The 25572-nt window shown below is 66.9% G+C and carries 30 protein-coding genes; 7 read left to right on the top strand and 23 right to left on the bottom strand.

Annotated elements, in window-relative coordinates:
• Positions 1 to 60 precede the first annotated feature (60 nt).
• The 6 genes from ACU0AG_RS13800 to ACU0AG_RS13825 all read right to left on the bottom strand — a co-directional run bounded on the left by ACU0AG_RS13800 (position 61) and on the right by ACU0AG_RS13825 (position 7743).
• Positions 61 to 930, bottom strand: coding sequence for an alpha/beta fold hydrolase (locus ACU0AG_RS13800; RefSeq protein ID WP_482782858.1), 870 nt, complete (start codon positions 928 to 930; stop codon positions 61 to 63).
• A 50-nt stretch (positions 931 to 980) separates the two neighbouring features.
• Positions 981 to 2513, bottom strand: coding sequence for a peptide chain release factor 3 (locus ACU0AG_RS13805; protein WP_482782859.1), 1533 nt, complete (start codon positions 2511 to 2513; stop codon positions 981 to 983).
• Positions 2513 to 3259 (bottom strand): SDR family NAD(P)-dependent oxidoreductase, encoded by a 747-nt coding sequence (locus tag ACU0AG_RS13810; RefSeq protein ID WP_482782860.1) that lies wholly within the window; start codon positions 3257 to 3259, stop codon positions 2513 to 2515. The genes ACU0AG_RS13805 and ACU0AG_RS13810 overlap by 1 nt, the downstream gene beginning before the upstream one ends.
• Positions 3256 to 5643: a phenylalanine--tRNA ligase subunit beta gene (pheT, locus tag ACU0AG_RS13815; RefSeq protein WP_482782861.1), complete on the bottom strand. Its 2388-nt coding sequence runs from the start codon at positions 5641 to 5643 to the stop codon at positions 3256 to 3258. The genes ACU0AG_RS13810 and pheT overlap by 4 nt, the downstream gene beginning before the upstream one ends.
• Positions 5640 to 6740: a phenylalanine--tRNA ligase subunit alpha gene (gene pheS, locus ACU0AG_RS13820; RefSeq protein ID WP_482782862.1), complete on the bottom strand. Its 1101-nt coding sequence runs from the start codon at positions 6738 to 6740 to the stop codon at positions 5640 to 5642. Before pheS ends, pheT begins: the two co-directional genes overlap by 4 nt.
• Positions 6741 to 6843: 103 nt before the next feature.
• On the bottom strand, positions 6844 to 7743 hold the full coding sequence (locus ACU0AG_RS13825) for a helix-turn-helix domain-containing protein (protein WP_482782863.1): 900 nt from the start codon (positions 7741 to 7743) through the stop codon (positions 6844 to 6846).
• A gap of 108 nt (positions 7744 to 7851) precedes the next feature.
• Between ACU0AG_RS13825 and ACU0AG_RS13830 the strand changes: the two genes are divergently transcribed.
• Positions 7852 to 8730, top strand: coding sequence for an SH3 domain-containing protein (locus tag ACU0AG_RS13830; protein ID WP_482782864.1), 879 nt, complete (start codon positions 7852 to 7854; stop codon positions 8728 to 8730).
• A 14-nt stretch (positions 8731 to 8744) separates the two neighbouring features.
• Here ACU0AG_RS13830 and ACU0AG_RS13835 read toward each other — a convergent pair whose 3' ends face one another.
• The 4 genes from ACU0AG_RS13835 to ACU0AG_RS13850 form a co-directional block, all read right to left on the bottom strand.
• Entirely contained in the window at positions 8745 to 9650 is a 906-nt protein-coding gene (locus tag ACU0AG_RS13835; protein WP_482782865.1) for a helix-turn-helix domain-containing protein, read from the bottom strand.
• A 132-nt stretch (positions 9651 to 9782) separates the two neighbouring features.
• Positions 9783 to 10142 carry a 50S ribosomal protein L20 gene (rplT, locus tag ACU0AG_RS13840; protein ID WP_482782866.1) on the bottom strand — a complete coding sequence of 120 codons (360 nt, stop codon included), beginning with the start codon at positions 10140 to 10142 and terminating at the stop codon, positions 9783 to 9785.
• A 47-nt stretch (positions 10143 to 10189) separates the two neighbouring features.
• Entirely contained in the window at positions 10190 to 10393 is a 204-nt protein-coding gene (rpmI, locus tag ACU0AG_RS13845; RefSeq protein WP_026092007.1) for a 50S ribosomal protein L35, read from the bottom strand.
• Between the two features lie 147 nt (positions 10394 to 10540).
• Positions 10541 to 10996, bottom strand: a complete 456-nt coding sequence (locus ACU0AG_RS13850) for a nucleoside deaminase (protein ID WP_482782932.1) — start codon at positions 10994 to 10996, stop codon at positions 10541 to 10543.
• Positions 10997 to 11114: 118 nt separating this feature from the next.
• On the opposite strand from ACU0AG_RS13850, the gene rpmB reads away from it, so the two are divergent.
• Positions 11115 to 11402 carry a 50S ribosomal protein L28 gene (gene rpmB, locus ACU0AG_RS13855; protein WP_482782867.1) on the top strand — a complete coding sequence of 96 codons (288 nt, stop codon included), beginning with the start codon at positions 11115 to 11117 and terminating at the stop codon, positions 11400 to 11402.
• A 69-nt stretch (positions 11403 to 11471) separates the two neighbouring features.
• Here rpmB and ACU0AG_RS13860 read toward each other — a convergent pair whose 3' ends face one another.
• The 4 genes from ACU0AG_RS13860 to xseA are packed head-to-tail and all read right to left on the bottom strand — an operon-like array spanning position 11472 to position 14997.
• Positions 11472 to 12431: an esterase-like activity of phytase family protein gene (locus tag ACU0AG_RS13860; protein ID WP_482782868.1), complete on the bottom strand. Its 960-nt coding sequence runs from the start codon at positions 12429 to 12431 to the stop codon at positions 11472 to 11474.
• Positions 12432 to 12433: 2 nt separating this feature from the next.
• Complete coding sequence (locus ACU0AG_RS13865; protein ID WP_482782869.1) at positions 12434 to 13291, bottom strand: M23 family metallopeptidase; 858 nt, start codon at positions 13289 to 13291, stop codon at positions 12434 to 12436.
• Positions 13292 to 13302: 11 nt separating this feature from the next.
• Positions 13303 to 13506, bottom strand: coding sequence for a DUF2093 domain-containing protein (locus ACU0AG_RS13870; RefSeq protein WP_482782870.1), 204 nt, complete (start codon positions 13504 to 13506; stop codon positions 13303 to 13305).
• Positions 13507 to 13530: 24 nt separating this feature from the next.
• Positions 13531 to 14997 carry an exodeoxyribonuclease VII large subunit gene (gene xseA / locus ACU0AG_RS13875; RefSeq protein WP_482782871.1) on the bottom strand — a complete coding sequence of 489 codons (1467 nt, stop codon included), beginning with the start codon at positions 14995 to 14997 and terminating at the stop codon, positions 13531 to 13533.
• Here xseA and purD point away from each other — a divergent pair.
• Together purD and ACU0AG_RS13885 are read left to right on the top strand one after the other, a co-directional pair.
• A complete protein-coding gene (gene purD / locus ACU0AG_RS13880) occupies positions 14996 to 16270 on the top strand; it encodes a phosphoribosylamine--glycine ligase (RefSeq protein ID WP_482782872.1) in 1275 nt (424 codons plus the stop codon). The two genes, xseA and purD, sit on opposite strands and share 2 nt — an antisense overlap.
• Positions 16271 to 16444: 174 nt before the next feature.
• On the top strand, positions 16445 to 16825 hold the full coding sequence (locus tag ACU0AG_RS13885; RefSeq protein WP_482782873.1) for a hypothetical protein: 381 nt from the start codon (positions 16445 to 16447) through the stop codon (positions 16823 to 16825).
• 351 nt (positions 16826 to 17176) lie between these two features.
• Here ACU0AG_RS13885 and ACU0AG_RS13890 read toward each other — a convergent pair whose 3' ends face one another.
• The gene (locus ACU0AG_RS13890; RefSeq protein WP_482782874.1) at positions 17177 to 18178 is read right to left on the bottom strand and encodes an adenosine kinase; all 1002 of its coding nucleotides are present in this window, start codon (positions 18176 to 18178) and stop codon (positions 17177 to 17179) included.
• Between the two features lie 124 nt (positions 18179 to 18302).
• Here ACU0AG_RS13890 and ACU0AG_RS13895 point away from each other — a divergent pair, with 124 nt between their 5' ends.
• Genes ACU0AG_RS13895 through ACU0AG_RS13905 form a run of 3 tightly spaced genes read left to right on the top strand, consistent with a single transcriptional unit; the run spans position 18303 to position 20385 of the window.
• Positions 18303 to 18989, top strand: coding sequence for an EI24 domain-containing protein (locus ACU0AG_RS13895; RefSeq protein WP_482782875.1), 687 nt, complete (start codon positions 18303 to 18305; stop codon positions 18987 to 18989).
• Positions 18989 to 19381, top strand: a complete 393-nt coding sequence (locus tag ACU0AG_RS13900; protein ID WP_482782876.1) for a hypothetical protein — start codon at positions 18989 to 18991, stop codon at positions 19379 to 19381. Before ACU0AG_RS13895 ends, ACU0AG_RS13900 begins: the two co-directional genes overlap by 1 nt.
• A gap of 59 nt (positions 19382 to 19440) precedes the next feature.
• Complete coding sequence (locus ACU0AG_RS13905; RefSeq protein ID WP_482782877.1) at positions 19441 to 20385, top strand: SH2 domain-containing protein; 945 nt, start codon at positions 19441 to 19443, stop codon at positions 20383 to 20385.
• A 15-nt stretch (positions 20386 to 20400) separates the two neighbouring features.
• On the opposite strand, the gene ACU0AG_RS13910 is transcribed toward ACU0AG_RS13905, so the two are convergent.
• The 8 genes from ACU0AG_RS13910 to ACU0AG_RS13945 all read right to left on the bottom strand — a co-directional run bounded on the left by ACU0AG_RS13910 (position 20401) and on the right by ACU0AG_RS13945 (position 25550).
• A complete protein-coding gene (locus tag ACU0AG_RS13910; protein ID WP_482782878.1) occupies positions 20401 to 20766 on the bottom strand; it encodes a HesB/IscA family protein in 366 nt (121 codons plus the stop codon).
• Positions 20763 to 21257: a GNAT family N-acetyltransferase gene (locus ACU0AG_RS13915; protein WP_482782879.1), complete on the bottom strand. Its 495-nt coding sequence runs from the start codon at positions 21255 to 21257 to the stop codon at positions 20763 to 20765. The genes ACU0AG_RS13910 and ACU0AG_RS13915 overlap by 4 nt, the downstream gene beginning before the upstream one ends.
• Complete coding sequence (locus ACU0AG_RS13920) at positions 21254 to 21691, bottom strand: SUF system Fe-S cluster assembly protein (protein WP_482782880.1); 438 nt, start codon at positions 21689 to 21691, stop codon at positions 21254 to 21256. Before ACU0AG_RS13920 ends, ACU0AG_RS13915 begins: the two co-directional genes overlap by 4 nt.
• A gap of 5 nt (positions 21692 to 21696) precedes the next feature.
• Complete coding sequence (locus ACU0AG_RS13925) at positions 21697 to 22896, bottom strand: aminotransferase class V-fold PLP-dependent enzyme (protein WP_482782933.1); 1200 nt, start codon at positions 22894 to 22896, stop codon at positions 21697 to 21699.
• Positions 22897 to 22979: 83 nt separating this feature from the next.
• A complete protein-coding gene (locus tag ACU0AG_RS13930; protein WP_482782881.1) occupies positions 22980 to 23735 on the bottom strand; it encodes a SufD family Fe-S cluster assembly protein in 756 nt (251 codons plus the stop codon).
• Positions 23732 to 24475, bottom strand: coding sequence for a Fe-S cluster assembly ATPase SufC (sufC, locus tag ACU0AG_RS13935; protein ID WP_482782882.1), 744 nt, complete (start codon positions 24473 to 24475; stop codon positions 23732 to 23734). The genes ACU0AG_RS13930 and sufC overlap by 4 nt, the downstream gene beginning before the upstream one ends.
• Entirely contained in the window at positions 24475 to 24996 is a 522-nt protein-coding gene (locus tag ACU0AG_RS13940; RefSeq protein ID WP_482782883.1) for a hypothetical protein, read from the bottom strand. The genes sufC and ACU0AG_RS13940 overlap by 1 nt, the downstream gene beginning before the upstream one ends.
• Entirely contained in the window at positions 24993 to 25550 is a 558-nt protein-coding gene (locus tag ACU0AG_RS13945) for a DUF559 domain-containing protein (RefSeq protein ID WP_482782884.1), read from the bottom strand. The genes ACU0AG_RS13940 and ACU0AG_RS13945 overlap by 4 nt, the downstream gene beginning before the upstream one ends.
• Positions 25551 to 25572 lie beyond the last annotated feature (22 nt).

Consider the following 25572-nt stretch of genomic DNA (forward strand, 5'->3'; position numbering starts at 1 on the left):
GAGAAAACCTGCCTAAAAGTTAATCGCGTGATTACATTTTAGGCATTTTTCCGGGCCGCCTCAGAGGAAATCGCGCAAGGTCGCGATGAAGCGGTCAAACTGGTCGTGGTGCAGCCAGTGGCCCGCCTTCTCGAACTCGATCACCTTCGCCGTGCTGAAGTGGGCGATCCGCCCGTCCTTCTCGGGGTTCGAAGCCCAGCTGTCCGCGCCGTAGAGCAGCAGCGTCGGACACCGGATCGCGCCCCACAGCGCCTCGATGAATTCATCGCCGATATCCTCGACTGGCCACACATTGAGGTGCGGATCGAACTTCCAGCTATAGGTGCCGTCCTCGTTGCGATTGACCCCGTGAACCGTCAGATGGCGCGCCTGTTCCTCGGTGAGGTAGGCGTTCTCCTCGATCATGCGGGCGAACGCCGCCTCGATGCTCTCATACTTGCGCGGGGTGCGCCCGGCAGCCTTGCGCTTCTTCTCGATCCATTCGGCGAGGCGTTCGGGATAGGGCACGGACCGCTGCTTTTCGCGGTATTCGGGCGAAGGGCCGAGGCCTTCGATCGCCACCAGCTTCGTCACCATATCGGGGAAGGCCCCCGCATAGCGCAGCGCCACGTTCCCGCCCATCGAATGCGCCACCATCCGCACCGGGCCGACGCCGAGCTGGTGGATCAGCTGTGCCAGATCATAGACCATGTCGGCGGCCGAATAGACCCCGTCCGAGACCCAGTCGCTGTCGCCATGACCGCGGTGGTCCATGGCGATGACGTGGTAATCCTCGCGCAGCGCCTCGGCGGTCCAGTCCCAGCTGCGCGCATGATCGCGCCCGCCATGCACCAGCACAAGCGGCGGCTTTCCCCTGCCGCCCCAGTCGAGGTAGTTCAGGCGAAGGCGTTGCGAGATGAAGGTCTGCGAAGTGGGGCCGGTATCGTGCATGGCCCTTGCCATGCCGCGAACCCGCCCGTCCTGCAAGATTACCGTTCCCCCTAACGCTCTTTCGTAGCCGAGAAGGTCAGCTCGGGGTTCTTCTCGACCTGATAGCTGACGTCCCACGGGCTCTTGGCCATGAACACGAAATCGCCATCGCGGTCCTTGGCGAGATTGGCGCGGTTGAAGCTGACGAAATCGTCCAGCGCCTTGGCCTCCCCCTTGATCCAGCGCGCGGTGGCGAAGGGCGAGGGTTCGAGCACGGCTTCGACCTTGTATTCGGCCTCCAGCCGCGAAATCAGCACCTCCAGCTGAAGCTGCCCGACCACGCCGACGATGTGGGCCGAGCCGATCTCGGGGTAGAACACCTGGATCACGCCCTCTTCCGAGAGATCGTCGAGCGCCTTCCTCAATTGCTTGGTCTTGGTCGGGTCCTTCAGCTGCACACGGCGCAGGATTTCAGGCGCGAAGTTGGGCAGGCCGGTGAAGCGCACCTGATTGCGTTCCGACAGGGTATCGCCCACCCGCAGCGTGCCGTGGTTGGGAATGCCGATGATGTCGCCCGCCTCGGCGGTATCGGCCAGCTCGCGGTCCTGCGCGAAGAACAGGATCGGCGAGTGAACCGCGATGGGCTTGCCCAGCCCGCTCGGCGTCAGCTTCATGCCGCGTTTGAAGGTGCCCGAGACCTGTCGCATGAAGGCGATGCGGTCGCGGTGGTTGGGGTCCATGTTGGCCTGCACCTTGAAGATGAAGCCGGTGACCTCGTCGCGCTCCGGGCTGATCTGCTCTTCGCCCGCCGGCTGCGGGCGCGGCGGCGGGGCATAGCGGGCAATGGCGTCGATCAGTTCGGTGACGCCGAAATTCTTGAGCGCCGAGCCGAAATAGACCGGGGTGAGGTCGCCATGCCGGAAGGCTTCCAAGTCGAATTCAGGATAGCCCCCGCGTGCCAGCTCGATCTCGTCGGCGAAGCGTTCGGGGATTGCGGCGGTGTCCCGCGTGCCGAGGAATTCACGGCTCGGCCCTTCGGGGCGGCTGATGGTGCCGGTGGCGAAATCGAGCAGCCCCTCGAACTCGCCGCCCATGCCGATGGGCCACATCTGGGGGCTGACGTCGAGCGCCAGCATGTCGGCCACTTCGTCCAGCGTCTCGAAGGGATCGCGGCCCTCGCGGTCGACCTTGTTGACGAAGGTGATGATGGGCACGCTGCGCAGGCGGCACACCTCGAACAGCTTGCGGGTCTGCGGCTCGATGCCTTTCGCGGCGTCGATCACCATCACAGCCGAATCCACCGCGGTCAGCGTCCGGTAGGTATCCTCGGAGAAATCCTCGTGCCCCGGCGTGTCGAGCAGGTTGAAAACGATGCCGTCCTTCTGGAAGGTCATCACCGATGAGGTAACCGAGATCCCGCGCTGCTGCTCGATCTTCATCCAGTCCGACCGCGCCCGCCGCGCCGCCCCGCGCGCCTTGACCTCGCCCGCAAGGTGGATCGCCCCGCCCTGCAGCAGCAGCTTTTCGGTGAGCGTGGTCTTACCCGCGTCAGGGTGCGAGATGATCGCGAAGGTGCGCCTGTTGCTCTTGGGGTTGGAGGTCATCAATTGTCGCGCGCGACGCGGAAGCCCGCGAAGTCCTGATTGACCGGCATCAGTTCGATCCGGTTGATGTTGAGATGTGGCGGCAGGCTCGCGATCCAGCCGATGGTGTCGGCGATGTCCTCGCCGGTCATCGGATTGACACCCGCGTAGAGGCTGTCGCTCGCTTCCTGGCTGCCCGTGCGCACGAGGGTGAATTCGGTCTCGACCATCCCCGGCTCGATGCTGGTGACGCGCACGCCGGTGCCGTGCAGATCGGCGCGCAGGGCGAGGGTGAAGTGGTTCACGAAGGCCTTGGACCCGGCATAGACGTTGCCGCCGGGATAGATGTAGCTCCCCGCGACCGAACCGATGGCGATGATCGCGCCCTTCCTCTCGATCAGCTGGGGCAGGAGCTTGCGGGTCAGCACCACCATGGCGGTGATGTTGGTGTCGATCATCGTCTGCCAATCGTCGAGACTGGCTGACTGGGCGGGGGAAAGCCCCTGCGCGAGGCCCGCGTTGTTGACCAGCAGATCAATGGCGCGGAAGTCCTTGGGCAGGCTGGCCAGCGCGGCATCCATCGCGGCGGTGTCGCGCACATCAAAGCACAGCGGCAGCACCTTATCTGCGCCGAGTTCCGCGACCAGCGCATCCAGCCGCTCCTGCCGCCGCCCGGTGGCAACGCAGCGCCAGCCGTCCTTAACGAGGCGGCGGACCGTGGCGAGGCCGATCCCGGCGGTGGCGCCGGTGACGAAAGCGGTTTTCATCCGCGCAGCTCCCCGCCCAGCTTGGCCGCTGCGGCGACAATCTTCTCCGCGATGGCCTTGAGGTCGGCGTCCTTGAAGCTCGCCTCACCCGGCTGGAGCGTGACTTCGACCGCGATCGATGTCTTGCCCTCGGGCACGCCCTGCCCGGCGAACACGTCAAACACGCGCACGCCGGTGATGAAGGCCTTGTCCGCGCCCTGCACGGCGCGCACCAGATCGCCCGCTGCCAGTGTCGCGGGGACGAGGAAGGCGAAGTCGCGGGTCACGGCTTGCAAGGCTGGCGGGGTGAAGCCGGGGCGGGCGAAAGCCGCGCCCTTCTTCGCCGGGATCGCATCAAGGAACAGCTCGACCGCCGCAATCGGCCCGTCGGCGTCGAACGCCTTGAGCGTCGCCGGGTGCACCATCCCGAAGCGTGCCAGCACCACCTTGGGGCCAAGACGCAGAGTGGCCGACTGGCCGGGGTGGAACTGCGGCCCCGCATCCCCCATCACCATCAGATTGGCGACCGGCGCGCCCGCCGCTTCGAGCAGCTGGAGCGCCAGCGCCTTGGCATCATAGGCATCGAACGCCTTTGCCTTCCCGGACTGCCAGCCACGCTGCGTCTTCTCGCCTGCGAGCACGATGCCGAGGGTCGGCTTCTCGTCGCTGAGACCATCGGGGCTACGGAAATAGCGCCGCCCGATCTCGAACAGGCGCGAGGATGCCGCGCCGCGATCGGCATTGCGCTTGGCCGCCATCAAGAGGCCGGGAAGCAGCGAGGGGCGCATCGCCTTCAGGTCTTCGCTGATCGGATTGGCGAGCACCCAGAGGGGCTGATCCGAACCGAAATGCTCTGCGGCCCATTCGGGAAGGAAGGACCACGTCACCGCCTCGTTGAGGCCACTGGCCGCCGCCGCTCGGCGCAAGGACCGCTCCAGCTTCTGCTGCGGCGTGGCGGTGGGGCGGGCCACGCCTTCTGCGCGGGGCAGCGCGACGCTTGCCACCTTGTCGAGGCCGTGGATGCGCACGACTTCCTCGACGAGGTCAGCCGGGCCTTCGATGTCATGGCGGCGCAGCGGGCAGGTCACCTGCCAATTGGTGGCGACCGCGAAGCCGAGGCTTTCGAGGATGCGCTGCTGTTCGGCCTCGGGCACCTCCACCCCGCCGAGACGGAGCGTCAGACCGGGATCGAAGGCGACGACCTTCGCCTCGCTCGGCGGCGAACCGGCGCGGACAACCTCGCTCGGCGTGCCGCCCGCCAGATCGACGATCAGCCCGGTCAGCAGATCGAGGCCTTCGTCCAGAAACTCCGGATCGACTCCGCGCTCGAACCGCGTGCGCGCGTCGGACGACAGGCCGAGCTTTCGCCCCGTCGCGCCGATGCGGGCCGGATCGAAATAGGCAATTTCGAGCAGGACATCGGTGGTGCTCTCGGTGACGCCCGAATGCTCGCCGCCCATGATCCCGGCAATGTCGTGCACTTGGCTCTCGTCGGCAATCACCACCATCTCGGCATCGAGGGTGTAGGTCTTCTCGTTGAGCGCCAGCACTTCCTCGCCATCCTTCGCCCGCCGCGCCACGACTGCGCCTTGCAGCTTGGCAAGATCATAGACGTGCGCCGGACGCCCGAAGCCGAGCATCAGATAGTTCGTCAGATCGACCAGTAGCGAGATCGGGCGCTGGCCCGCGCTCTTGAGCCGCGCCTGAAGCCAGTCGGGCGAGGGGCCGTTTGTCACACCCTTCACCACGCGCCCGTAAAAAGCCGGACAGCCTTCCGCATCATCGGTGCGGATTTCGACAGGGCACGCGCCCGCCGCCGTGAACGCAGGCATGGCGATCGGTTTCAACGTCCCCAGCCCCTTGGCCGCGAGATCGCGGGCGATGCCGTAGACGCCCATGCAGTCGGGGCGGTTGGGGGTCACCGCGACCTCGATCACCGGATCGCTGCCGTGATAGTCCGAGAACGCCGTTCCGACCGGCGCATCGTCGGGCAGTTCGATGATCCCGTCGTGATCATCGCCCAGCTCGAGCTCGCGGGTCGAGCACATCATGCCGTTGCTCTCGACCCCGCGGATCGCGCTCTTGCGCAGCACCATGCCGTTGGCGGGCACCGTCGCACCGGGCAGGCCCAGCACGCCCTTCATCCCGGCCCGCGCATTGGGCGCACCGCAGACGACCTGCAGCGGCTGGCCATCACCCGTGTCGACGGTGAGCACCTGAAGCTTGTCGGCATCGGGGTGGCGCGCAGCGGTGAGCACGTGGGCGATGCGGAAGCCGGCCAGCTTCTCGGCCGGGTCCTCGACACCCTCCACCTCAAGCCCGATGGCGTTGAGCGCGTCGCAGATGTCCGCAACGGTGGCGTCGGTTTCAAGGTAGTCCTTGAGCCAGGTCAGCGAGAACTTCATGCGCGTGCTCCCACACCGGCAGACAGGGTCGGCTGATCGAACGGCGAGAAGCCGTAATGCGCCAGCCAGCGCGGATCGCCGTCGAAGAAGGCGCGCAGGTCGTTCATCCCGTATTTGAGCATGGCGATGCGGTCGATCCCGAGGCCGAAGGCGAAGCCCTGCCATTGCTTCGGGTCAAGCCCGGCGAATTCGAGCACGCGGGCATTGACCATGCCGCTGCCGCCGATCTCCATCCACGCATGGCCCGGCGCATCGCCGTGCCCGCCGACCACACGGCGGCCCCCTTCGTTCGAATAGCCGACATCGACCTCGACGCTCGGCTCGGTGAAGGGGAAGTAGGACGGGCGCAGACGCAGCACGATGTCCTCGCGCTCGAAAAAGGCCTTGAAGAAGGTCTCCAGCGTCCACTTGAGATGGCCCAGATGAATGTCCTTGTCGATGACAAGGCCTTCGACCTGATGGAACATCGGCGTGTGGGTCGCATCGCTGTCGCTGCGATAGACGCGGCCCGGCGCGATGATGCGGATCGGCGCGCCCTGATCCAGCATCGAGCGGATCTGCACCGGCGAGGTATGGGTGCGCAAAAGAACTTCCCTGCCTTCGGCTGTGCGGTCGGGGAAATAGAACGTGTCGTGCATTGCCCGCGCCGGGTGGGTTTCATCCATGTTGAGCGCGGTGAAATTGTGCCAGTCGTCCTCGATCTCCGGACCGGTCGCGACCGCGAAGCCCAGATCGGCGAAGATTTCCGCCAGTTCGTCCATGACCTGCGATACCGGATGCACCGAGCCCTTGGGCGCTGCGGACGCCGGGAGCGTCAGGTCGATCGTCTCGCGCGCCAGCTGCTCTTCCAGCGCCGCAGCTTCGAGTGCCGCCTTGCGGGCATCGAGCGCCCCGGCAATGTCGGCGCGGGCCGACTGGATCGCGGGCGCGGCAGCGGTGCGTTCTTCCGGGCTCATGCCGCCCAGCGTCTTCAGGGCGAGGCTGACCCAGCCCTTCTTGCCAAGCGTTTCGAGCCGCTGCGCCTCAAGCGCATCAAGGCTGTCGGCCGCTGCAATTGCGGCCAGCGCGGCCTTGGTCTGGGATGTGATGTCGGTCATGGTCTCGGGTGTTCTGCACGCGGGATTTCGCAGCCGCCCGCTAGCGGCAAATCACCGCGATTGCAAAGCGCCTGTCGGTGCGCGAGCCCGTGTGCTGTTGAGTTCAGGCCGCCACCCGCCCGTCCGGAGCATGCAACCCCTGCATCGCATGTCCGGCCACCGCCATCCGCGCGCGCGCTGCCGCGGCCAGCAACGGCTTGTCCCGCCGCGCATAGTCCGAAGGGCACATGCCCATGAAGCGCCTGAAATCGCGCACGAAATGCGACTGGTCGTGATAGTGGCAATCGAGCGCCCCCAGCCATGTCAGCGAGGGTTCGAGCATGAACCGCTCAAGACTGCGCAGAAACCGCTGGCGGCGCAGCAACAGCTTGGGCGCAAAGCCGAAAGCGCGGCGCGACAGCCGCTCGACGCTGCGCGGCGTGACCCCCAGCCGTGCCGCGACATCGGCCACCGCGACCATGTCGGGATCGACCAGCGCGGCATTGAGCGCGGCAATCGCGGGATCGGCGGGCGGGCTTGCCGCGAACAGGCGCTCCATATGCGCCTCGATCGCAGCCAATTCGCTGGCATAGTCGCCGGTGCTGGCCGCAAGGATCTCTGCCAGCGGGCGGAATGCGGCGAAAACGGGATCGGCGCAGCCATCGACAAAGCGGTCGGCGTAATCGGCGGCCTGCGCTCCGAACAGCGTCGCCCAGCCCAGCGGCAACAGCCCGATACCCCAGCTGCGCCCCGAACCGATGCGAAAGCGCATCGCCCGGCTGGTCGGGCCGGTGACCGCAAAGGCCGGGCTTGGCTGCACATCGCCCGGACCGATCACCGCCTGCGCCTCGGTCCCGTCGAGAAAGCGCAGATTGGCCCATTCGGGGAACAGCCAATCTTCGATCCACGGCTCCCTTGCCGAGCAAATTACGTCGGTACAATAATAGGTTGTGACAAACGGCCGCAATTCCGGGGACGGCAAGGCAAAGCGGACAGTAATCGAATTACCGGCTCTTGCGTGCATGGATCAGTGCCCCCCTGACATTTCCGGAAACCTCGGTCGTGTCCTTACAACGTGAAGCAACTTACGTGACTTACAATCCCCGGTTCGAGGGTATTGGGGAATATATCGATGAACACTATTGCACGTTTCGGCGCCTGCATCGCGGGTCTTGCCATGATTGCCACACCGCTCAGCGCCAAGGACAAGGAACCTGCGGCTGAACTGGTGCGCTGTTCCGAAAGCATCGGCACCATCGCGCTGGTAGAGGGCGATCAGGCCGGATGGACCGAATGGGGCCTGGGCTCTCCGCGCGCGCTGATCAATGCGCTGGCGACCGAAAGCGGCTGCTTCACCATCGACAACCCCAATGATGCCGCACCGGCGCGGTTCCTCGTCACCGCGATCGCCGGATCGGCGGAGGAAGTCGACAAGGGGATGGAACTGGCCAAGGGCGCGGCGATGGAAGGGCTGGTGCGCAGCGGCGCGGCCAGCGGGCTGCTGCGCGGCGTGCCGGGCGGCGGCGCAGTGCTGGGGATGCTGGGCGGCTTCGGCGGCAAGAAGAAAACCGTCGCCGCCGGTCTGCGCGTTGTCAGCCCGGCCAACGGGATGACCGTTGCGATGGGGCAGGGAACGGTCAAGAAATCCTCGATCAATTTCGGCAATGCCGGTGGCTGGGCCGGGACTGCGGCCAACGCCGCCGGCTATCAGGGCAACAAGAACGGCGAGATGCTGACCGAGGCCTTCGTGCTCGCCTTCAACCAGCTCGTCGCCCAGCGCCAGATGATGGAAGCGGCCCCTGCCGCCGCCGCAGCGCCCGCAGCCGAACCGGCTGCCGTGGTCGCGGTCGATACCGTCATGCGTTCCGCAGCAGCAGCCGATGCCGACGCGGTGCGATCGCTGCGCGCCGGAACCGAACTGGCGCCGACCGGCAAGCGCGAAGGGCTGTTCCTGGAAGTGAAGGACAATTTCGGCACCACCGGCTGGGTCTCGGTCGAAGACCTGCGGTAATACCGGAAACGGGCTCAGCGCGGCGGATCGAGGGTCTGCACCGCGCTGCCCCACACCCGCGCCCGCGCCTCCATGAAGGAGGTCAGGATCGGGTGATCGAGCGCGGCATATTCGCTCGGGTTCATGGTCATGAACTCGCGGAACTCGCGGGTGAACTGCGCCTGATCGTGATAATGCGCGTCCATCGCCTCGGTCCAGCGGCTGCCGCGGTGGAGCATGAAGGTCGAAAGGCTGCGCATGAAGCGCTGGCGGCGCATAAGCAGCTTGGGCGTGAACCCGAAATAGCGCATGCACATCCGCTCCAGCGTGCGGATGCTCATGGCGCAGGCATCGGCCAGATCGTGCACCGACACATGGTCGCCCTCGACCAGCTGCGCGTGAATGCGGCGGATGCGGGCATCATCGCGGGTCGGACGCATCAGCCGCGCCATGGTGGCGGTGATCGCGTTGAATTGCTCGTCGGGATCGGCCTCGGGATTGCAGAGCGTATCGGCGAGGCTGGCAAAATGGCGGAAGGCCGGGTGCTGCGCGCCGTCGCACACCGTGTTGGTGCAGCTTCGTGCATCGGCATGGAAGAAGCGCGCCCAGCCCAGCGGCAGGAAGCCCACCCCCCACATCCGCACCTGCGGCATCGAGAAACGGCACGGCAACGCGCTGGGCCCGGTGGCGACAAACGGCGCCCCGGCAAGGCTTGAACTCCCGATCTCGGCAGCAGGCGTGCCGCCGCAGAAAAAGCGGATATTGGCCCATTCGGGCTGAAGGTAATCGACGAGTGGACCGCCCCCCTCGTCAATCTCCAGCGTCATGCGGTAGAAGGTGGTGAAGCAGCCTTCGAACTGCGGCGGCGGCTCGCGGAATTCCGCTGTCAGCCGATAGCCTGCGGGCAGCTGTGCGCCCTGCGCGGCGCCATTGTGCGACATGTCCCCCATGCGTCGGACATGGCGCAAGTGGCGCAATCTTACAAGATTAATGACGCTTTCATACAATTGCGCATGAAAAAAGGCGGGTCCCCGCAGGAACCCGCCCCAATCTGTTTCGCCGTGCCGGACCGCTTACGCGGGCAGAGCGGCTTTCGCCTGCTGGATCACGGCCTTGAAGGCGCCGCCTTCGTTCATAGCGAGATCGGCCATCGCCTTGCGGTCGAGTTCGATGCCAGCGAGCTTGATGCCGTGCATGAACTGCGAATAGGTCAGGCCTTCCATGCGGACGGCAGCGTTGATGCGCTGGATCCACAGGGCACGGAAGGTCCGCTTCTTCACCTTGCGGTCGCGGTAGGCGTATTGCCCGGCCTTTTCGACCGCCTGACGGGCGATGCGGATGGTGTTCTTGCGGCGACCGCGATAGCCCTTGGCCTGGTCCAGAATCCGCTTGTGCTTGGCGCGGGTGGTAACACCGCGTTTGATGCGAGGCATATCAGTATATCCTTATCTTGAGATGGCGGGGCGCGAGGCCCGTCGCATCAATCGAGCCCGTAGGGCGCCCACTTCTTGATCGTCGGCGTATCGTTCGCCGACAGGACCGAGGTGCCGCGGTTGGTGCGGATATACTTCGCGTTGTGGCTGATCAGGCGGTGACGCTTGCCAGCGACGCCGTGCTTGACCTTGCCGGTGGCGGTGATCTTGAAGCGCTTCTTCACACCGCTCTTGGTCTTCAGCTTGGGCATTTTCATCTCCTGTTAGAGACACGTCGGAACCGGCCATGGCAGCCCTTGTCGCCAGGCTGGCTGATTGATTCGTGTCAGTGAAGTGCGCGCGCTTAGGCGGGAGAGGGGCGAAAGGCAAGGGGTTTGGGGCTCTTCGCCCTGCGCGCTTCAGCGCCGTTCGCGGAAGAAGGCGCGCAGCAGTTCCGCCGCCTCGGCCTCGGCGATGCCGCTGTAGACCTCGGGCCGGTGCAGGCATTGCGGCTGGTCGAACACCCGCGCCCCGTGCTCCACCGCCCCGCCCTTGGGATCGCCTGCCGCATAATAAAGCCGCGCGATTCGCGCATGGGCGATCGCGCCTGCGCACATCGCGCAGGGCTCCAGCGTCACCCACAGCTCGCAACCGGTCAGCCGTTCATCGCCCAGCGCCCTTGCTGCGGCGCGAATCGCCATGATTTCGGCATGGGCGGTGGGATCGTGATCGGTGCGGGGAGAGTTGTGCGCCGCCGCAATCACCACCCCATCCTTGACGATCACCGCGCCAATCGGCACCTCGCCCGCCGCCGCACTGTCGCGGGCAAGCGCGAGCGCGCGCTGCATCGGCAGGGGGATCGGCCAGGTCGTCATCATGTGCCGGGCTAGCCGGGGCGATGATGCAGCGCAACTTGCTTGACGATTCGGAGATGCCCCGTTATGCGCGCCGCTTTCCCGGATCACACCCGAACTTTACGAGAAGAGACACACCATGTCGCGCATCTGCGAACTGACCGGCAAGGGCCGCCAGGTTGGCCACAACGTGAGCCACGCCAACAACAAGACCAAGCGCGTGTTCCTGCCCAACCTGCAGAACGTCACGCTGATGAGCGAAAAGCTGGAGCGCAGCTTCAAGTTCCGCGTGTCGACCCACGGTCTGCGCTCGGTGGAACACAATGGTGGCCTCGACAACTGGCTGCTCAAGACCAGCGACGAAAAGCTTTCGGCCAACGCGCTGAAGGTGAAGCGCGAACTGGTGAAGGCGCAAGCCGCAGCCTGATAGTCCGCCGCCCTTTCCGGGCATTGGCGAAGTGATCAAGCGCTCGGGCAACCGGGCGCTTTTTCGCGTTCAGGCTTGCGGATCGAACTCCAGCTTGGCGAGCAACGTGCGCTGGATGATCGAGAAATTGTCGTCAGACATCACCCACACATCCACCCGCCCGTCATCCCGCGCCCGCACGGCGAGACCTTCGTAATTCTCGCGCGGGATCACGCCATCCAGCCGTAGCGCGATGTCGGGGGCGAAACGGCCACCTGCCACGGGCGGCTCGCCAATCGCCAGCAGCGCCGAAAAGGGCGGCCATGCCTCCCCCGAAGGCCGCACCACCTTGCGCATCAGCACCAGCAAGCGGCCATCGGGCAATTGCGCCAGATCGGTCGCGACATAGCCCTTCGCCGGTGCACGGAACGCGAATCTGGCAGGCTTTCCCCCTGCCACCGGATCGCTGGCGAACAGCAATCCGGTGCGCCCCGTTTCCGGCACGATCACGAAACGGCCATCGCCAAGGCGCACCATCGCCTCGATCCCGCCATTGCTGGGCCAGTCGACCAGTTCGCGCAGATCGCGCACCCCGTCCGGCATGCTGGCGATGGTGTTGCGCTGGATCGCGTGGACCTGCTCGTAACCGACCCAATAGGCCCCGCTTACCGAATCGCGGGTGGCGGATTCGATGTCGGCAAGGTCATTCTCCCAGCCGCGCGACACCTGCTGGCGGCTCATCCCGCCCGAGGGGCCAGGCAGATCGGGCGCGGTGAAGGTCATGCGGAAGCCGCGATCGGTAAAGGCGCGCAGACGCTCTGGCCCAAGCGTCAGCAGCGCGGAAAAGCCCCCGAAACGCAGGCCTTCGGCGTGGTATTGCCACACGCCCGCCAGGCTCCATCCCGGCGCAACCGCCGCGCTGGCGCCCGCCACCTGCATCACCGCCACCTCTTGCGGCGGCGCATCATCGACCGGCGATCGCAGCCATGTGCCCGGCGCGCACATCAGGGCGACGGCCAGCGCCGCGATACCTCGCCTTCTGCTGCGCATTGTCAGTCCATCGGCCCTGTAAACAGCAGCGGATCGAGCCGCGCATCGCGCCACTTGATGCTCCAGTGCAGGTGCGGGCCGGTGGCGCGTCCGGTGGCACCCACCCGCCCGACCGGCTGGCCCTGCCGCACATGATCGCCCTCTGCCACCAGCAGCGCCGATGAATGGAGGAAGGCGCTGTTCAGGCCGTTGCCGTGGTCGATAATCAGCAGCTTGCCTTCAAGGCTGTAGGGCACCTCGGCGGCGAGCACCACCACCCCGTCGGCAGGCGCGACATAGGTCGCGCCCTCGCCTGCGGCGATATCCAGCCCCGAGTGATAGGCCCCCGGCGCGCCGCGATAGACGCGCTGCGATCCGAAGCGGCCGGAAATCCGTCCGCGCGCGGGCCAGATGAAGTCCTGCCGCCAGCCCTGCGCCTGCGTGTCCAGCGCCCGCGCTGCGGCGATCCGCGCCAGTTCGGGCGCACGGCGTTGCATGAAGGCCTCGCTGGAACCGCCGGGGCGGGCGGCGGCGTTGACATGTTCGATCTGCCACTGGCGCGGCGCGATGGCGAGGCTGGTGGTGACTTGCGACCCGCTGTGCGTCACAGCCACCAGTTCGGCAGAGGCACCGGCATCGCGGTCGAAGGCGGCGAAGAAGTGGCCCTGGCTGTCGAACGACAACGCCTGATCGCCCAGCCAGGCCGAGACTGTGCCGGGCGGGGCCTGCCCCCTGATCCAGCCGCCCTGTGTCAGCGCGCCCGCAAAGGCAAATCCGCGTTCCGGCTGCTGGGCCGCCGGTTCGGCGGCATCATCGGCAGCGGTGCGCCCGCCCGCTACCGCAAAGACCATGGCAAGCAGGGCCAGCGCAGGGCGACGCATCGCGCGCCCGATCAATCCTGTCCGAGCAGGCGGCGCGTCGCGATCTCGCACGAGGCATAGGCCTCCTGCCGCTCGGCGCTCCAGTAGCGCAATTCGGCCAGTGCGATCGCTTCGCCGGTGACCGCGCAATAGACATGCGCGCCCGGCCGCAGCACACGGAAGCTTGAGGGGCCGTAATAGAGTTTGGCGGCTTTATCGGAAGAAGACATCAGCATGGCTCCCCTGATAGCACCACCGGGCTAGCCGAACAAATCATCTTGGGCCGGCGGCGGCGTGGCGGGGCGCGGCGGGCGTGGTTTGGGGGCGGCAGCAGGCGGCGCTCCGGCGGGAATGGCATCGAGCGTCCCGTCGCGGAACTGCACCACCAGCGCGGCCTCCCCCGCTGCCTCGGCCCGGGTGGTGAGCGCCTTTCCGCCGGCATTGCGGATGATGGCGTAGCCGCGCTCCAGCGGCTTTTCGGGGTGGAGCTGGCTCATCACCCGCGCCAGTGCGGCGAGGCGGTCGGTGCCTTGACGCAAGGGCCGCTCGACCAGCGCGGGGACCAGCCGGGCGCGGTCAAGCCGCCGCTGCGCTTCACCGGCATGGCGGGTCAGCAGCGTGGGCGAGAGCCGCGCCGCCACCCCCGCCAGCCGCTCGCGCCCCTTGGCCGAACGGTCGCCGAGGCCGCGCCGCAGCCGCTCGCCCAGCTCGTCGAGCCGCTGGGTCTGCGCCTGCAACAGGTTTTCCGGGCGGGGCAACAGCCGCGCCCGCGCCGCCAGCCGCTCGCGCCCCAGTTCGACCGGACGATACACCGCACGCCGCTGGCGGGCGGCGAGATCGGTGAGCGTGAAGGCGAGATCGGCGCGCACCGGCACCGCCATTTCGGCCGCAGCCGTAGGCGTGGGCGCACGGCGGTCGGCAGCGAAATCGGCAAGCGTGGTGTCGGTTTCATGCCCCACGGCGCTGATTACCGGGATCGAACATTCGGCGATGGCGCGCACCACCGCTTCCTCGTTGAAGCTCCACAGGTCCTCGATCGAGCCGCCCCCGCGGGCGACGATCACCACGTCGGGGCGCGGCACCGGGCCGCCGGGCGCGAGGCCTGAGAACCCGCGCACCGCTGCCGCCACCTGCTCTGCCGCGCCATTGCCCTGCACCAGCACCGGCCAGACCAGCACATGCGAAGGGAAGCGGTCGGCGAGGCGGTGGAGAATGTCGCGGATCACCGCACCGGTGGGGGAGGTGACGACGCCGATGGTGCGCGGCAGAAACGGCAGGCGCCGCTTGCGCCCGGCATCGAACAGGCCTTCCGCCGCCAGCCTTGCGCGGGTCTTCTCCAGCAGCGCCAGCAGCGCGCCCTCGCCCGCCAGTTCCAAGCTGTCGATCACGATCTGGTATTTCGAGCGCCCCGGATAGGTCGTGAGCTTGCCGGTGGCGATCACCTCCAGGCCGTCTTCCGCGCGGAAATTGAGGCGGGCGGCGTTGCCCTTCCACATCACCCCGTCGATCACCGCGCCTTCATCCTTCAGCGCGCAGTAGAAATGCCCCGACGCCGCGCGCTTCACCCCTGAAAGCTCGCCGCGCAGGCGCACGAAGCCGAAGCGGTCTTCGACCGTGCGCTTGAGCAGCGCGGAAATCTCGCTGATGGTCAGCGGCTGGGCGTTGTCGCCTTGCCGCTCACGCGCTACCAGCCCGGCATCATCAATGTCGTTGGGCGGAGGGGCCATGAATATCCTGCTTCTGGGGTCTGGAGGCCGCGAACATGCGCTGGCATGGGCGCTGGCGCAATCCCCGCGCCTCACGAAACTCTACGCCGCCCCCGGAAATCCCGGCATCGCGGAAGAAGCCGAATGCGTCGCGCTCGATGTCACCGACCATGCGGCGGTGATCGCCTTCTGCGAGGCGCACACCATCGGTCTCGTCGTCGTCGGCCCCGAAGCGCCGCTGGTGGACGGGTTGTCGGATGCCCTGCGCGCCGCAGGCGTGCCGGTGTTCGGCCCCTCGCAAGCCGCAGCGCAACTCGAAGGCTCCAAGGGCTTCACCAAGGACCTGTGCGCCCGCGCCGGGATCCCCACCGCCGGCTACGTGCGCACCTCCAGCCTTCAGGAAGCCCGCGCCGCCCTCGCCCGATTCCAGCCGCCTTACGTGCTCAAGGCCGATGGCCTCGCAGCGGGCAAGGGCGTGGTTATCGCCGAAACCCTCGAAGCAGCCGGGGAAACGCTGGCCGACATGTTCGGCGGCGGCTTCGGCGGCGCAGGCGCGCAGGTGGTGATCGAGGAATTCATGGAAGGCGAGGAGGCGAGCTTCTTCGCGCTTACCGATGGCACCGCGATTGTCCCCTTCGGCTCTGCGCAGGATCACAAGCGCGTGGGCGACGGCGATACCGGCCCCAACACCGGCGGCATGGGTGCCTATTCCCCCGCCCCCGTCCTCACCCCCGCATTGCAGGCGCGGGTGATGGCCGAGATCATCGAACCCACGGTGCGGACGATGCGCGAGGAGGGGAACCCCTATCAGGGCGTGCTGTTCGCCGGGCTGATGCTGACGGCGGAAGGTCCGAAGCTGATCGAATACAACGCCCGCTTCGGCGATCCCGAATGCCAGGTGCTGATGATGCGGCTCCAGAGCGATCTCGTCGGCATCATGCTCGCCTGTGCGCTGGGGGAGCTGGCAGGCACCGAAGTGTCCCTGCGCGACCAGACCGCGCTGACCGTGGTGATGGCGGCGAAAGGCTATCCCGGCACGCCCGAGAAGGGCGGCGCGATCGATCTGTCGGGTGTGGAACCGGGCGCAGCCAAGGTGTTCCACGCCGGCACCGCGCTGAAGGACGGCACGCTGGTGGCGAATGGGGGCCGCGTGCTCGCCGTCACCGCGACCGGAGCCAGCGTCACCGAGGCGCAGGCGAGGGCTTACGCGGCAGTCGATGCAATCCGCTTCGCAAGCGGCTTCTGCCGCCGCGACATCGGCTGGCGGGAGGTGGCGCGGGAAGGCAAGGCCTGACTGCCTCTATCGTCACCCCGTGCTTGACACGGGGCTTGGCTTGCCTGTTTCGTAAAGGGGAAAGACTAGCCGAACCCCGTGTCGGGCACGGGGTGACGGAAGGGGATATCGACGCCCATCGCAAATTTGATCCCGATCAAGGAATGCGGGGCGGATAGAGAGGATAAGACCAGCATGACCTATCGCCCCCCCTTCATCGCCGCAGCGGCGCTTGCGCTCACTGCCTGCCAGACTGCCGGAACCGACAACCCGCCGCCGATGGTGGGCAAGCGCACCTCGCCCTCTGCCGATACCCGTGCGCCTGCCTTTGTCGAGGCGGCCTGCGGGGGGTGCCATGCGGTGGAGCCGCCGTTCCTGTCGCCCAACCCGCAGGCACCCAGCTTTGCCGCGATCGCCAACCGGCGCGGGCTTTCGGAAAAGTCGCTGGCGGACTGGCTGGCCGAAGCGCACAATTACCCCGAGGACATGGACTTCACCCTCACCCGCCCGCAGATCGACCAGATCGCGCGCTACATGGTGACGCTGCGCGATGCGGGCTACGTGCCGGACGAGTGACTTTCCTACAGGCGGGCAGCGCGGATAGGCTTTGCCCCGCTCTTTGCCATCGTCAGCCAGCACGCAATCCGCGCAATCACGCCCGACAAGCGGACAAAAAGCGCCCCGTTCCCCTGTCCGTCCGGCTACACCGGAGCGGTGTAAAGCATTGACCGGGAATTATAAAAGCCGAAGCGCCCAAGGGTGACAGGGTGTAACCTTTGTCACCTACAAGACCGATTGCCGCGTCCCGCACCATCACCAAACGGCTGCAAAGCAGCCGCGAGGCCACGCGGCCGAGCCGCAGGCGCTCAAGCCCGCAGGGCTTGAAACCGCACCGAGGATGCTCGCCCGGAGGGGCGAGCGCAAAACCTAAAGCCTTTCGTTCATCAGCGCGATCATGTCGGCTTCGGGACGCGGGCCGTAATGCGCGATCACTTCCGAAGCGCAGATCGCCCCGCGCTTGAGGCACTGCGTCAGCGGCTCGCCCTTGACGTAGCCCGACAGGAAACCGGCCGCGAACTGGTCACCCGCGCCGGTGGTGTCGACCACCTTGATCACCGGAACCGCGGCCACTTCGGCGCGCTCGCCATGGGCAATCGCGACTGCGCCCTTTTCGCTGCGGGTGGCGACCAGCACCGGCACCTTGCCCGCGACTGCCGCAAGGCCCGTCTCGAAATCGTCCTCGCCGGTCAGCGTGGCGAGTTCGCTTTCGTTGACGAACAGGATGTCGATGATGCCTTCATCGATCATGGCGCGGAAATCGTCGCCGTGGCGGTCGATCACGAAGCTTTCCGAAGCGGTGAAGGCGATCTTGCGGCCGGCATCGCGGGCAACCTCGATCGCGCGGCGCATGGCGCGGCGCGGCTCTTCCGGGTCCCACAGATAGCCTTCGAGATAGAGGATCGCCCCGCTCGCGATCAGTTCCTCGTCGAGCGCCGCAGCGGGGAGGAATTGCCCGGCGCCGAGGAAGGTGTTCATCGTGCGCTCGCCATCGGGAGTGACGAAGATCAGGACGCGGCCCGTCGCCGGTTCGCCCTCACGCGCCGGGGTGTCGAAATCGATCCCGGTGGCGCGCATGTCGTGGCGGAACACCTTGCCGAGCTGGTCGTCGGCAACCTGCCCGATGAAGGCGCATTGCAGGCCCAGCGTGGCAAGGCCCGCCAGCGTGTTCGCCGCCGAACCACCCGAAAGTTCGCGCGCCGGGGGCATGGCTTCGTAAAGTTCCTCGGCCCGCGCCTCGTCGATCAGGGTCATGCCGCCGCGATTGAGCTGGAGCTCCTCGATCAGCTCCTCCTCGCAAGAGGCGATCACATCGACCACGGCATTGCCGATGGCGATAACGTCGTAACGGGCAGGGGTAGTGGCGGTCACGGGCAGGTTCCTTGGAAAAATGTTGCCCGCCGCCTAGCCGCCTTCAGGCGCTACGCCAAGCATCTGTGTGCGGTGCAGCAAGGGCGCGTTGACTTCGCGGGCGCGGCGCAGCATCTCCCGCGCCATGTCGTCTGTCCCCGCTGCCCTTGCCAAGGCCTTCGGCCAGCTTGCCGACCGCGCCGTGGTGGCGGTCCTGGCCAAGACCGTCACGCTGACGCTGGCGCTGTTCGGCGCGATGGGCGCGGGGCTCTATCTCGCGCTGGCCTCAGCGGGGGAGCGTTACGGGGTGGACGAGCGCTGGGCCGGGCTGGCTGCGGTGTTGCTGGTGCCGGTGGCGATGTGGCTCCTGTTCCGGATCGTGGCGCTGGCGGTGCTGCAATTCTTCGCCGACGAGGTGGTCGCCGCGGTCGAGGCGCGGCACTATCCGGCGCTGGCGGCGCAGGCAAAGGCGCTGCCGTTCCGCCGCGATCTGGCCAATTCGGTGAAGGGGCTGATGCGGGCGCTGGGCTACAATCTGCTGGCCCTGCCGGTGGCGGCGGTGCTGGCCTTCACCGCGATCGGCCCGGCAGTGGTGTTCCTGCTGGTCAACGCCGTGCTGCTGGGGCGCGAGCTGACCGACATGGCGTGGTTGCGGCACCATCAGGGGGACGAGCGCGGCAATCCCGTTCCGCGGACCGAGCGGGTGGTGATGGGCGCGGCGGTTGCGGGGCTGATGGTGGTGCCGGTGGTAAACCTTGTCGCGCCGGTGATCGGGGCGGCGGCGGGCACCCATCTGGTGCTGCGGCGGCTGGAACAGGAGCGCGGGGCGTGATGGCGGCGCGGCTTGTCCCGATCGTGCTGGCGGCGCTGGCGCTGGCCGGTTGTGCGGGCGGCGGCGCGCCCAGGGCCAAGCCGCGCCCCGCTTCTGCACCGCGCAGCAGTATCGTGGTGGTGCCCGAGGTGATGGCACCGGGCGGGCTTCAGGGCGTAATCGGATCGCCCGCCGGCGCGCTCACCCGCCGCTTCGGCACCCCGCGCATCGATCTGGCCGAAGGCGATGCCCGCAAGCTGCAATTTGCCGGCGCGACCTGCGTGCTCGACGTGTTCCTCTACCCCGTCAGCGCCGGGGCCGAACCCACCGCCACCCACGTCGAAGCGCGCATCCGGCAGGGCGGCGCGGCGACCGACGCGGCAGCCTGCATCCGCGAGGTGGAACAGCGGTAACCTGGTCTTAAGCCTGTCTGTGCGACAGCAGGCGCGAATATTCAGGGGATTGCTGCGCCATGACCACCCAATTCATCGCCGTCGCACAGGCCGCCGCGGCGGACGGACGGATCGCTGCCGAGGAACTGCTGGCGCTGCGCCGCGAAGGCTGGGGCGACGGGATCATCACCCGCGCCGAGGCCGAGGCGCTGTTCGCCCTCAACAATTCCCTGCGTGAACGCAGCCCGGAATGGTGCGACTTCTTCGTCGAAGCGATCGGGGAATTCGTGCTCAACGGCACCCCGCCGCGCCTGCAATGTTCGCTCGAGGAAGCCGAATGGCTGATCGCGCAGATCGACCATGATGGCATGGTCGAAAGCATCGTCGAGCTGGAAACGATGGTGCGGATCATCGAGCGCGCCGAAAACGTGCCCGAGCGGCTCAAGAACTATGTGCTCGATCAGATCGAGCGCGAGGTGCTGACCGGCACCGGCCCGACCCGCTGCGGCGGCGAGCTTTCGGCAACGCATATCAGCGCGGCCGAATGCCGGATCATCCGCCGGGTCATCTTTGCCAGCGGCGGCTGCGCCCCGGCGGCGGTCTCGCGGTTCGAGGCCGAATTGCTCTTCCGCCTCAAGGACGAGACCCTCGCCGAGGAAAACGCGCCCGAGTGGGACGATCTGTTCATCGACGGGGTGGCCAATTACCTCAAGGGCTTCACCCTCCAGAACGCGCAGGTCAGCCACGAACGCAAGCGCGAGCTGGAAGCCTTCATCGCCGATAACAGCGCGAGCGTCGGCCGGTTCATGGGCCGCGTTGCCCGCGAGGCACCGCAGGTGGCGAACCACTTCGGCAAGGTGTTCGGCAAGAAGCAGCCCACCGGCCCCGATTACGGCGCACTGGCAGCAGCGGGGGAAGTCATTACCGATTTCGAGCAGGAATGGCTCGAAAAGATGATCGACGCCGATGGCGAGGTGGACGAATTGGAAAGCCGCCTGATCGCACGGCTGGCGGCGGAGGTGTGACCGGTCAGCTGCCGGTCAGACCATGAAGCTCTCGCCGCAGCCACAGGCGCCCTTGGCATTGGGGTTTTCGAACACGAAGCCGGCGGTGAAATCGTCCTCGCGCCAGTCCATGATGCTGCCGACGAGGTAGAGCACCGAAGCGCCGTCGATATAGAACACGCCGCCCGGCGTTTCGATCTTCTCGTCGAACTTCGCCTCGGTGGTGACATAGTCGACCGAATAGGCAAGGCCCGAACAGCCGCGCCGCGGGGTCGATAGCTTGACGCCGATGGCATCCGCCGGGGCCTTGCCCATCAGCTCGGCAATGCGCGCTTCGGCGCTCGGCGTCAGGGTGACGGCCGCCTTGGGCGCGGGGCGAGTGGTGGTGGTCGTCTCGGTCATGTCAGCCTCTTCTGCCAGAACAGCGCGTGCCCGGTGGCGGGATCGAGCTGGTAGTCGCCATAGCCGCACGCGGCGTAAAGGTGCCGCGCCGGATTGCCGCTCAGCACTTCCAATGTGACCTTGCAGGCTCCGCGCTTCAACCCCTCGGCCTCGACAGCGGCGAGCAGCGCCTTGCCGATGCCGGTGCCGCGGTGACCGGGCAGGACCGCAAGATCGTGGATATTGACCAGCGGCGCAGCGGCGAAGGTCGAATAGCCCATGAAGCAATTGGCAAGGCCCACCGCCTCGCCATCCAGCCGCGCCAGCAGCGAGAAAGCCTGCGGGTTCGCTGCCAGATCGCCGGGCAGGCGCGCCTTGACCTCATCGCCCAGCGGCTCCCCGCCGCCCATCGGATCGCGGGCATAGGCATCGAGCAACGCCACCACATCCGCCGCATCGCGCGGGCTCCGGTAGTCGGCGAGCGTAATCGTAAGGGCGGGAGCCAGCGTCACAGCATCCCCAGCTCAAGCCGCGCCTCGTCGCTCATCTTGTGCGGGCCCCACGGCGGATCCCACACCAGGTTCACCTCGGCATCGCGGATGCCCGGCACGCTGGAGACGCGCAGTTCGACCTCGCCGGGCATGGACTCGGCGACGGGGCAATGCGGCGTCGTCAGCGTCATGGTCACGGTGGCATCGGCGTTGTCATCCACCTCGACCCCGTAGATCAGGCCGAGATCATAGATATTGACCGGAATTTCGGGGTCGAAAATTTCGCGCAGTGCCTCGATCACGGCAGCCTGAAGGTCGCTCCCGTCACCGCCCACGGCATCGGCGGGCGGCTTGGCGGCGAGGAAGCCGTCAAGATAGTCGCGCTGGCGGGGCGCATCGGTGTCGACCGCATCTTCGACACGGGCGCGGGGGGGCTTTTCGGTCGAGCTGTCCATCGCTCTCATCCTCTTCCAAAAATCTTGCGGGTGCGGGCGATCCCGGCGAGCAGCGCGTCGACATCGGCCTGGCTCGAATAGAGGCCGAAGCTGGCGCGGGCGGTGGCGGGGACGCCAAGGTAATCCATCAGCGGCTGGGCGCAGTGGTGCCCGGCGCGGATCGCGACGTTGCTTTCGTCAAGGATCGTGCCGAGATCGTGGGGGTGGATATCGTCCAGCGCGAAGCTGACGATCCCGGCACTGTCGGCAGGGCCGAACAAGGTGACATCGTTCATCGCCCCGAGTTCGCGGCGCAGGCGGGCGACAAGCGCCTGCTCGTGCGCATGGATGCGATCCGGCCCGATGGCGATGACGTAATCGGCAGCAGCGGCGAAGGCGATGGCTTCGGTAATCGCCGGGGTGCCAGCCTCGAACCTCTGCGGGCCGCTGGCATAGGTGGTGCGCTCGAAGGTGACGCGGTCGATCATCGCTCCGCCGCCCTGATAGGGCGGCATGTCGGCGAGCAGATCCTTCCTCGCCCACAGCGCCCCGATTCCGGTCGGGCCGTAGAGCTTGTGCGCCGAGAAGACGTAGAAATCGCAGCCCAGCGCCGCGACATCGACGCCCATGTGCGGCGCGCTCTGGCATCCGTCGAGCAGCAGTTTCGCCCCGACCTTGTGCGCCAGCGCGGCGGCGCGAGGCGCATCGAGCAAGGCTCCGGTGACATTGGAGACATGGCCCAGCGCGACCAGCTTGTGCGCCTCTGTCAGCATCGCTTCGGCGGCATCGAGGTCGATCCGGTGATCGGCAGTCAGAGGGCAGACGTCGATCTCAGCGCCCACCTCCTGCGCGATCATCTGCCAGGGCACGATGTTCGAATGATGCTCGGCCTGCGAGAGGAGGATGCGGTCGCCCGGCTTGAGGTTCGCCCGGCCCCACGTCTGCGCGACGAGGTTGATCGCCTCGGTCGCGCCGCGGGTGAAGACCAGCTCATCCTCGTGCCCGCCGATGAACTTGGCGACAGTGCGCCGCGCCGCCTCGTAAGCAAGCGTCATCTCGGCCGAGCGGGTGTAGACCCCGCGATGGACGGTCGCGTAATCCTCGCCCAGCGCACGCGCCATGGCGTCGATCACGGCGCGCGGCTTCTGTGCGGTGGCGGCGGTGTCGAGGTAGTGCCAGGGCTTGCCGTCATGGGTGACCATGCCGGGGAAGTCGTCTCGAAGCATACGCCCGTTCGCCTCGAGCGAAGTCGAGAGGCCGCCCTCAGGTGTCTCGACTGCGCTCGACACGAACGGATTGGTGGTGCCGCTCACAGACGCGCCCCTTCCAGCGCGGCGAGCGCGGCATCGAGCAGCGTTTCGCGCTCGGCTTCGTCCTCCAGCGCGACGAAGGCGTCGCCGATGAAGGCCTGCACCAGCAGCCGCTGCGCCGTTGCCGGATCGAGCCCGCGCGCCATCATGTAGAAGCGGGCAGCTTCATCGAGCGCGCCGACGGTGGCACCATGGGCGCACTTGACGTCGTCCGCAAAAATTTCGAGCTGCGGGACGGCATTGGCGCTCGCCCCGGCTTCGAGCAACAGGCCCTTGAAATCCTGCGCGGCGTCGGTCTTCTGCGCATGGCGCGCAACCTTGATTTCGCCGAGGAAATTGCCCGTCGCGCCCGCCCAGTGGACCGCGCGCACGGTCTGGTTGGAGGTCGCCTCGGGCTCGGCATGGACGACCTGCGTCACAAATTCGCGGGTGACGCCAGCGCCGCCGATTGTCACGCCGCCGAATTCGAAGTGTGCGCCCTTCGCGAGCCGCACTTCCACCTCGACGCGGGTGTAATCGCCGCCCGCATTGGTCACGAAAAACGCAGCGCGCGCGCCCTCACCCAGCGTCACGCGGAAGCGGTGGAGTTCGGGCGCATCCGAACCGACGACGAGGCAGCGCGTCACGCTCTCTCCCGCAGCAACATCAACCGCCTGACACTGGTCAAGCGCCGCGATGCCCAGCCGCGCGAGCCCGTCCATGTCGGCATAGCGCCACGCCTCGTCGCGGCGTGTGGGAAGGGTGGCTGTCGTCACGCCATCACCGCGTCATAACCCTCGGCCTCAAGCCTGAGGGCGAGTTCCGGCCCGCCGGTCTCGACGATCCGGCCACCGGCAAGGATGCTGACCTTGTCCGGCTTCACCACATCGAGCAGGCGCTGGTAGTGGGTGATGAGGAGCACAGCCTTGTCTGGGCTCCGCATGATCGCGTTGATCCCCGCGCCCACGATCCGCAGCGCGTCGATATCAAGGCCAGAGTCGGTTTCGTCCAGCACCGCGAAGGCCGGATCGAGGATGCCCATCTGCACCATCTCGGCGCGCTTCTTCTCCCCGCCGGAAAAGCCGACATTGACTTGCCTTTTCAGCATTTCCATGTCCATCTTGAGCAGGCCGGCCTTCTCCTTGGCGAGCTTCAGGAACTCGCCGCCCGACAGCGGCTCTTCCCCCCGCGCCTTGCGCTGCGAATTCAATGCCTCGCGCAGGAACTGGACGTTGGAGACGCCGGGGATCTCGACCGGGTACTGGAAGCCGAGAAACAGCCCCTTCGCCGCACGTTCATGCGGCTCCAGCGCCAGCAGGTCCTCGCCGCGGAAGGTCACGCTGCCCGCGGTCACCTCGTAACCCGGCTTGCCGCCGAGCACGTTCGACAGGGTCGATTTGCCCGCCCCGTTGGGGCCCATGATCGCGTGCACCTCGCCCGCAGGCACGTGCAGCGAGAGGCCCTTGAGGATCGGCTTATCGCCTACCTGTGCGTGGAGGTTTTCGATGGTGAGCATTATTGTCCGTCCTTGTCGGTTTCTGCGGCAGCTGCACTGGCATCGGTGCGCGCCTTGACCACGCTTGCATCGCGCAGTTCGATCACCAGCCCCTTGGGCTTGTTGGCCTCATAGGCATCGCTGGTGGCCTCGGCCCCGGCGAGGCGGGCCGAGAACTGCAGATCGAGATCGCGCCCGCGAGCGACGTGGATCTTGCCGATATTGTCGAACAGCTGTTCGGTCGCTTCGGGCGAGATCGCAGTGACCGCGCCATCCATCGCCGCATTGGACTCGGCCACTGCCTTGTCCCGCACCTTGGCGCAGCGGGTCACATCGCCCGCATGCTGCGCCTCGAAATCGGCTTTGCCCGCAATCCGCCGGTCGGTTGTGGCAAGGCAGCGCCGGTAATCGGCCACATAGGGCTGGATCAGGCGCGGATATTCGACCGTCCAGGTTTCCGGATTGTCGTTCTTGATCGCGACAACGGCCTCGCCGGCAGCCTGAAGTGCGAGGAGAGGGGCGATGATGCTGGCTGCAATCACGGTTTGCGGCTCCGGGGCTTGGGGGAATCGCCACGATCCTGAGCGCGTGGCTTGGGGCGATCATAGGTCTGTTTCGGATTGGCCGCCTTGTGGGCGCGGGCGGCGGCTTTGCGTTCCTCGATCCGCTCGCGCATCACCTGGGTGAGCTGCTTCAGCACCGCGTCGAGGTCTTCGAGGATGTCCTTGGCCGCGATCCGCATCACCTTGATGCCGACGCTTTCGAGGCTCTTGTCGCGGCGCTTGGCGAGGGTGTCGTTCTGCCCCTCCTCGTCGATCGCCAGCGCTAGCCCCAAGTTGTGGCAGTTGAAATCGACGATCGCCGAGCCGACCACCGCGTGGCGTTTGAAGGTGTAGCGGCCCATGTCGGCAGCGGCGAACTTGGCGGCCAGCGCCTTGTGCGCCTCGGACGAATGGCGGCGCAGCTCGCGCGCCTGTTCGTGCAGCGCATCGAGGCGCTTCTCCGAAATCTCCCACCCGCGCCCCTTCTTCTTGAGCGCGGGGGCTTCGGCGGAGGCAGCCTCGGGGTTGAGGGCGAGGGTTTTACGTTCTGTCATTAGTCGACCAGCAATATGAATG

It is taken from the genome of Erythrobacter sp. RANMB8 (genome assembly GCF_056848235.1).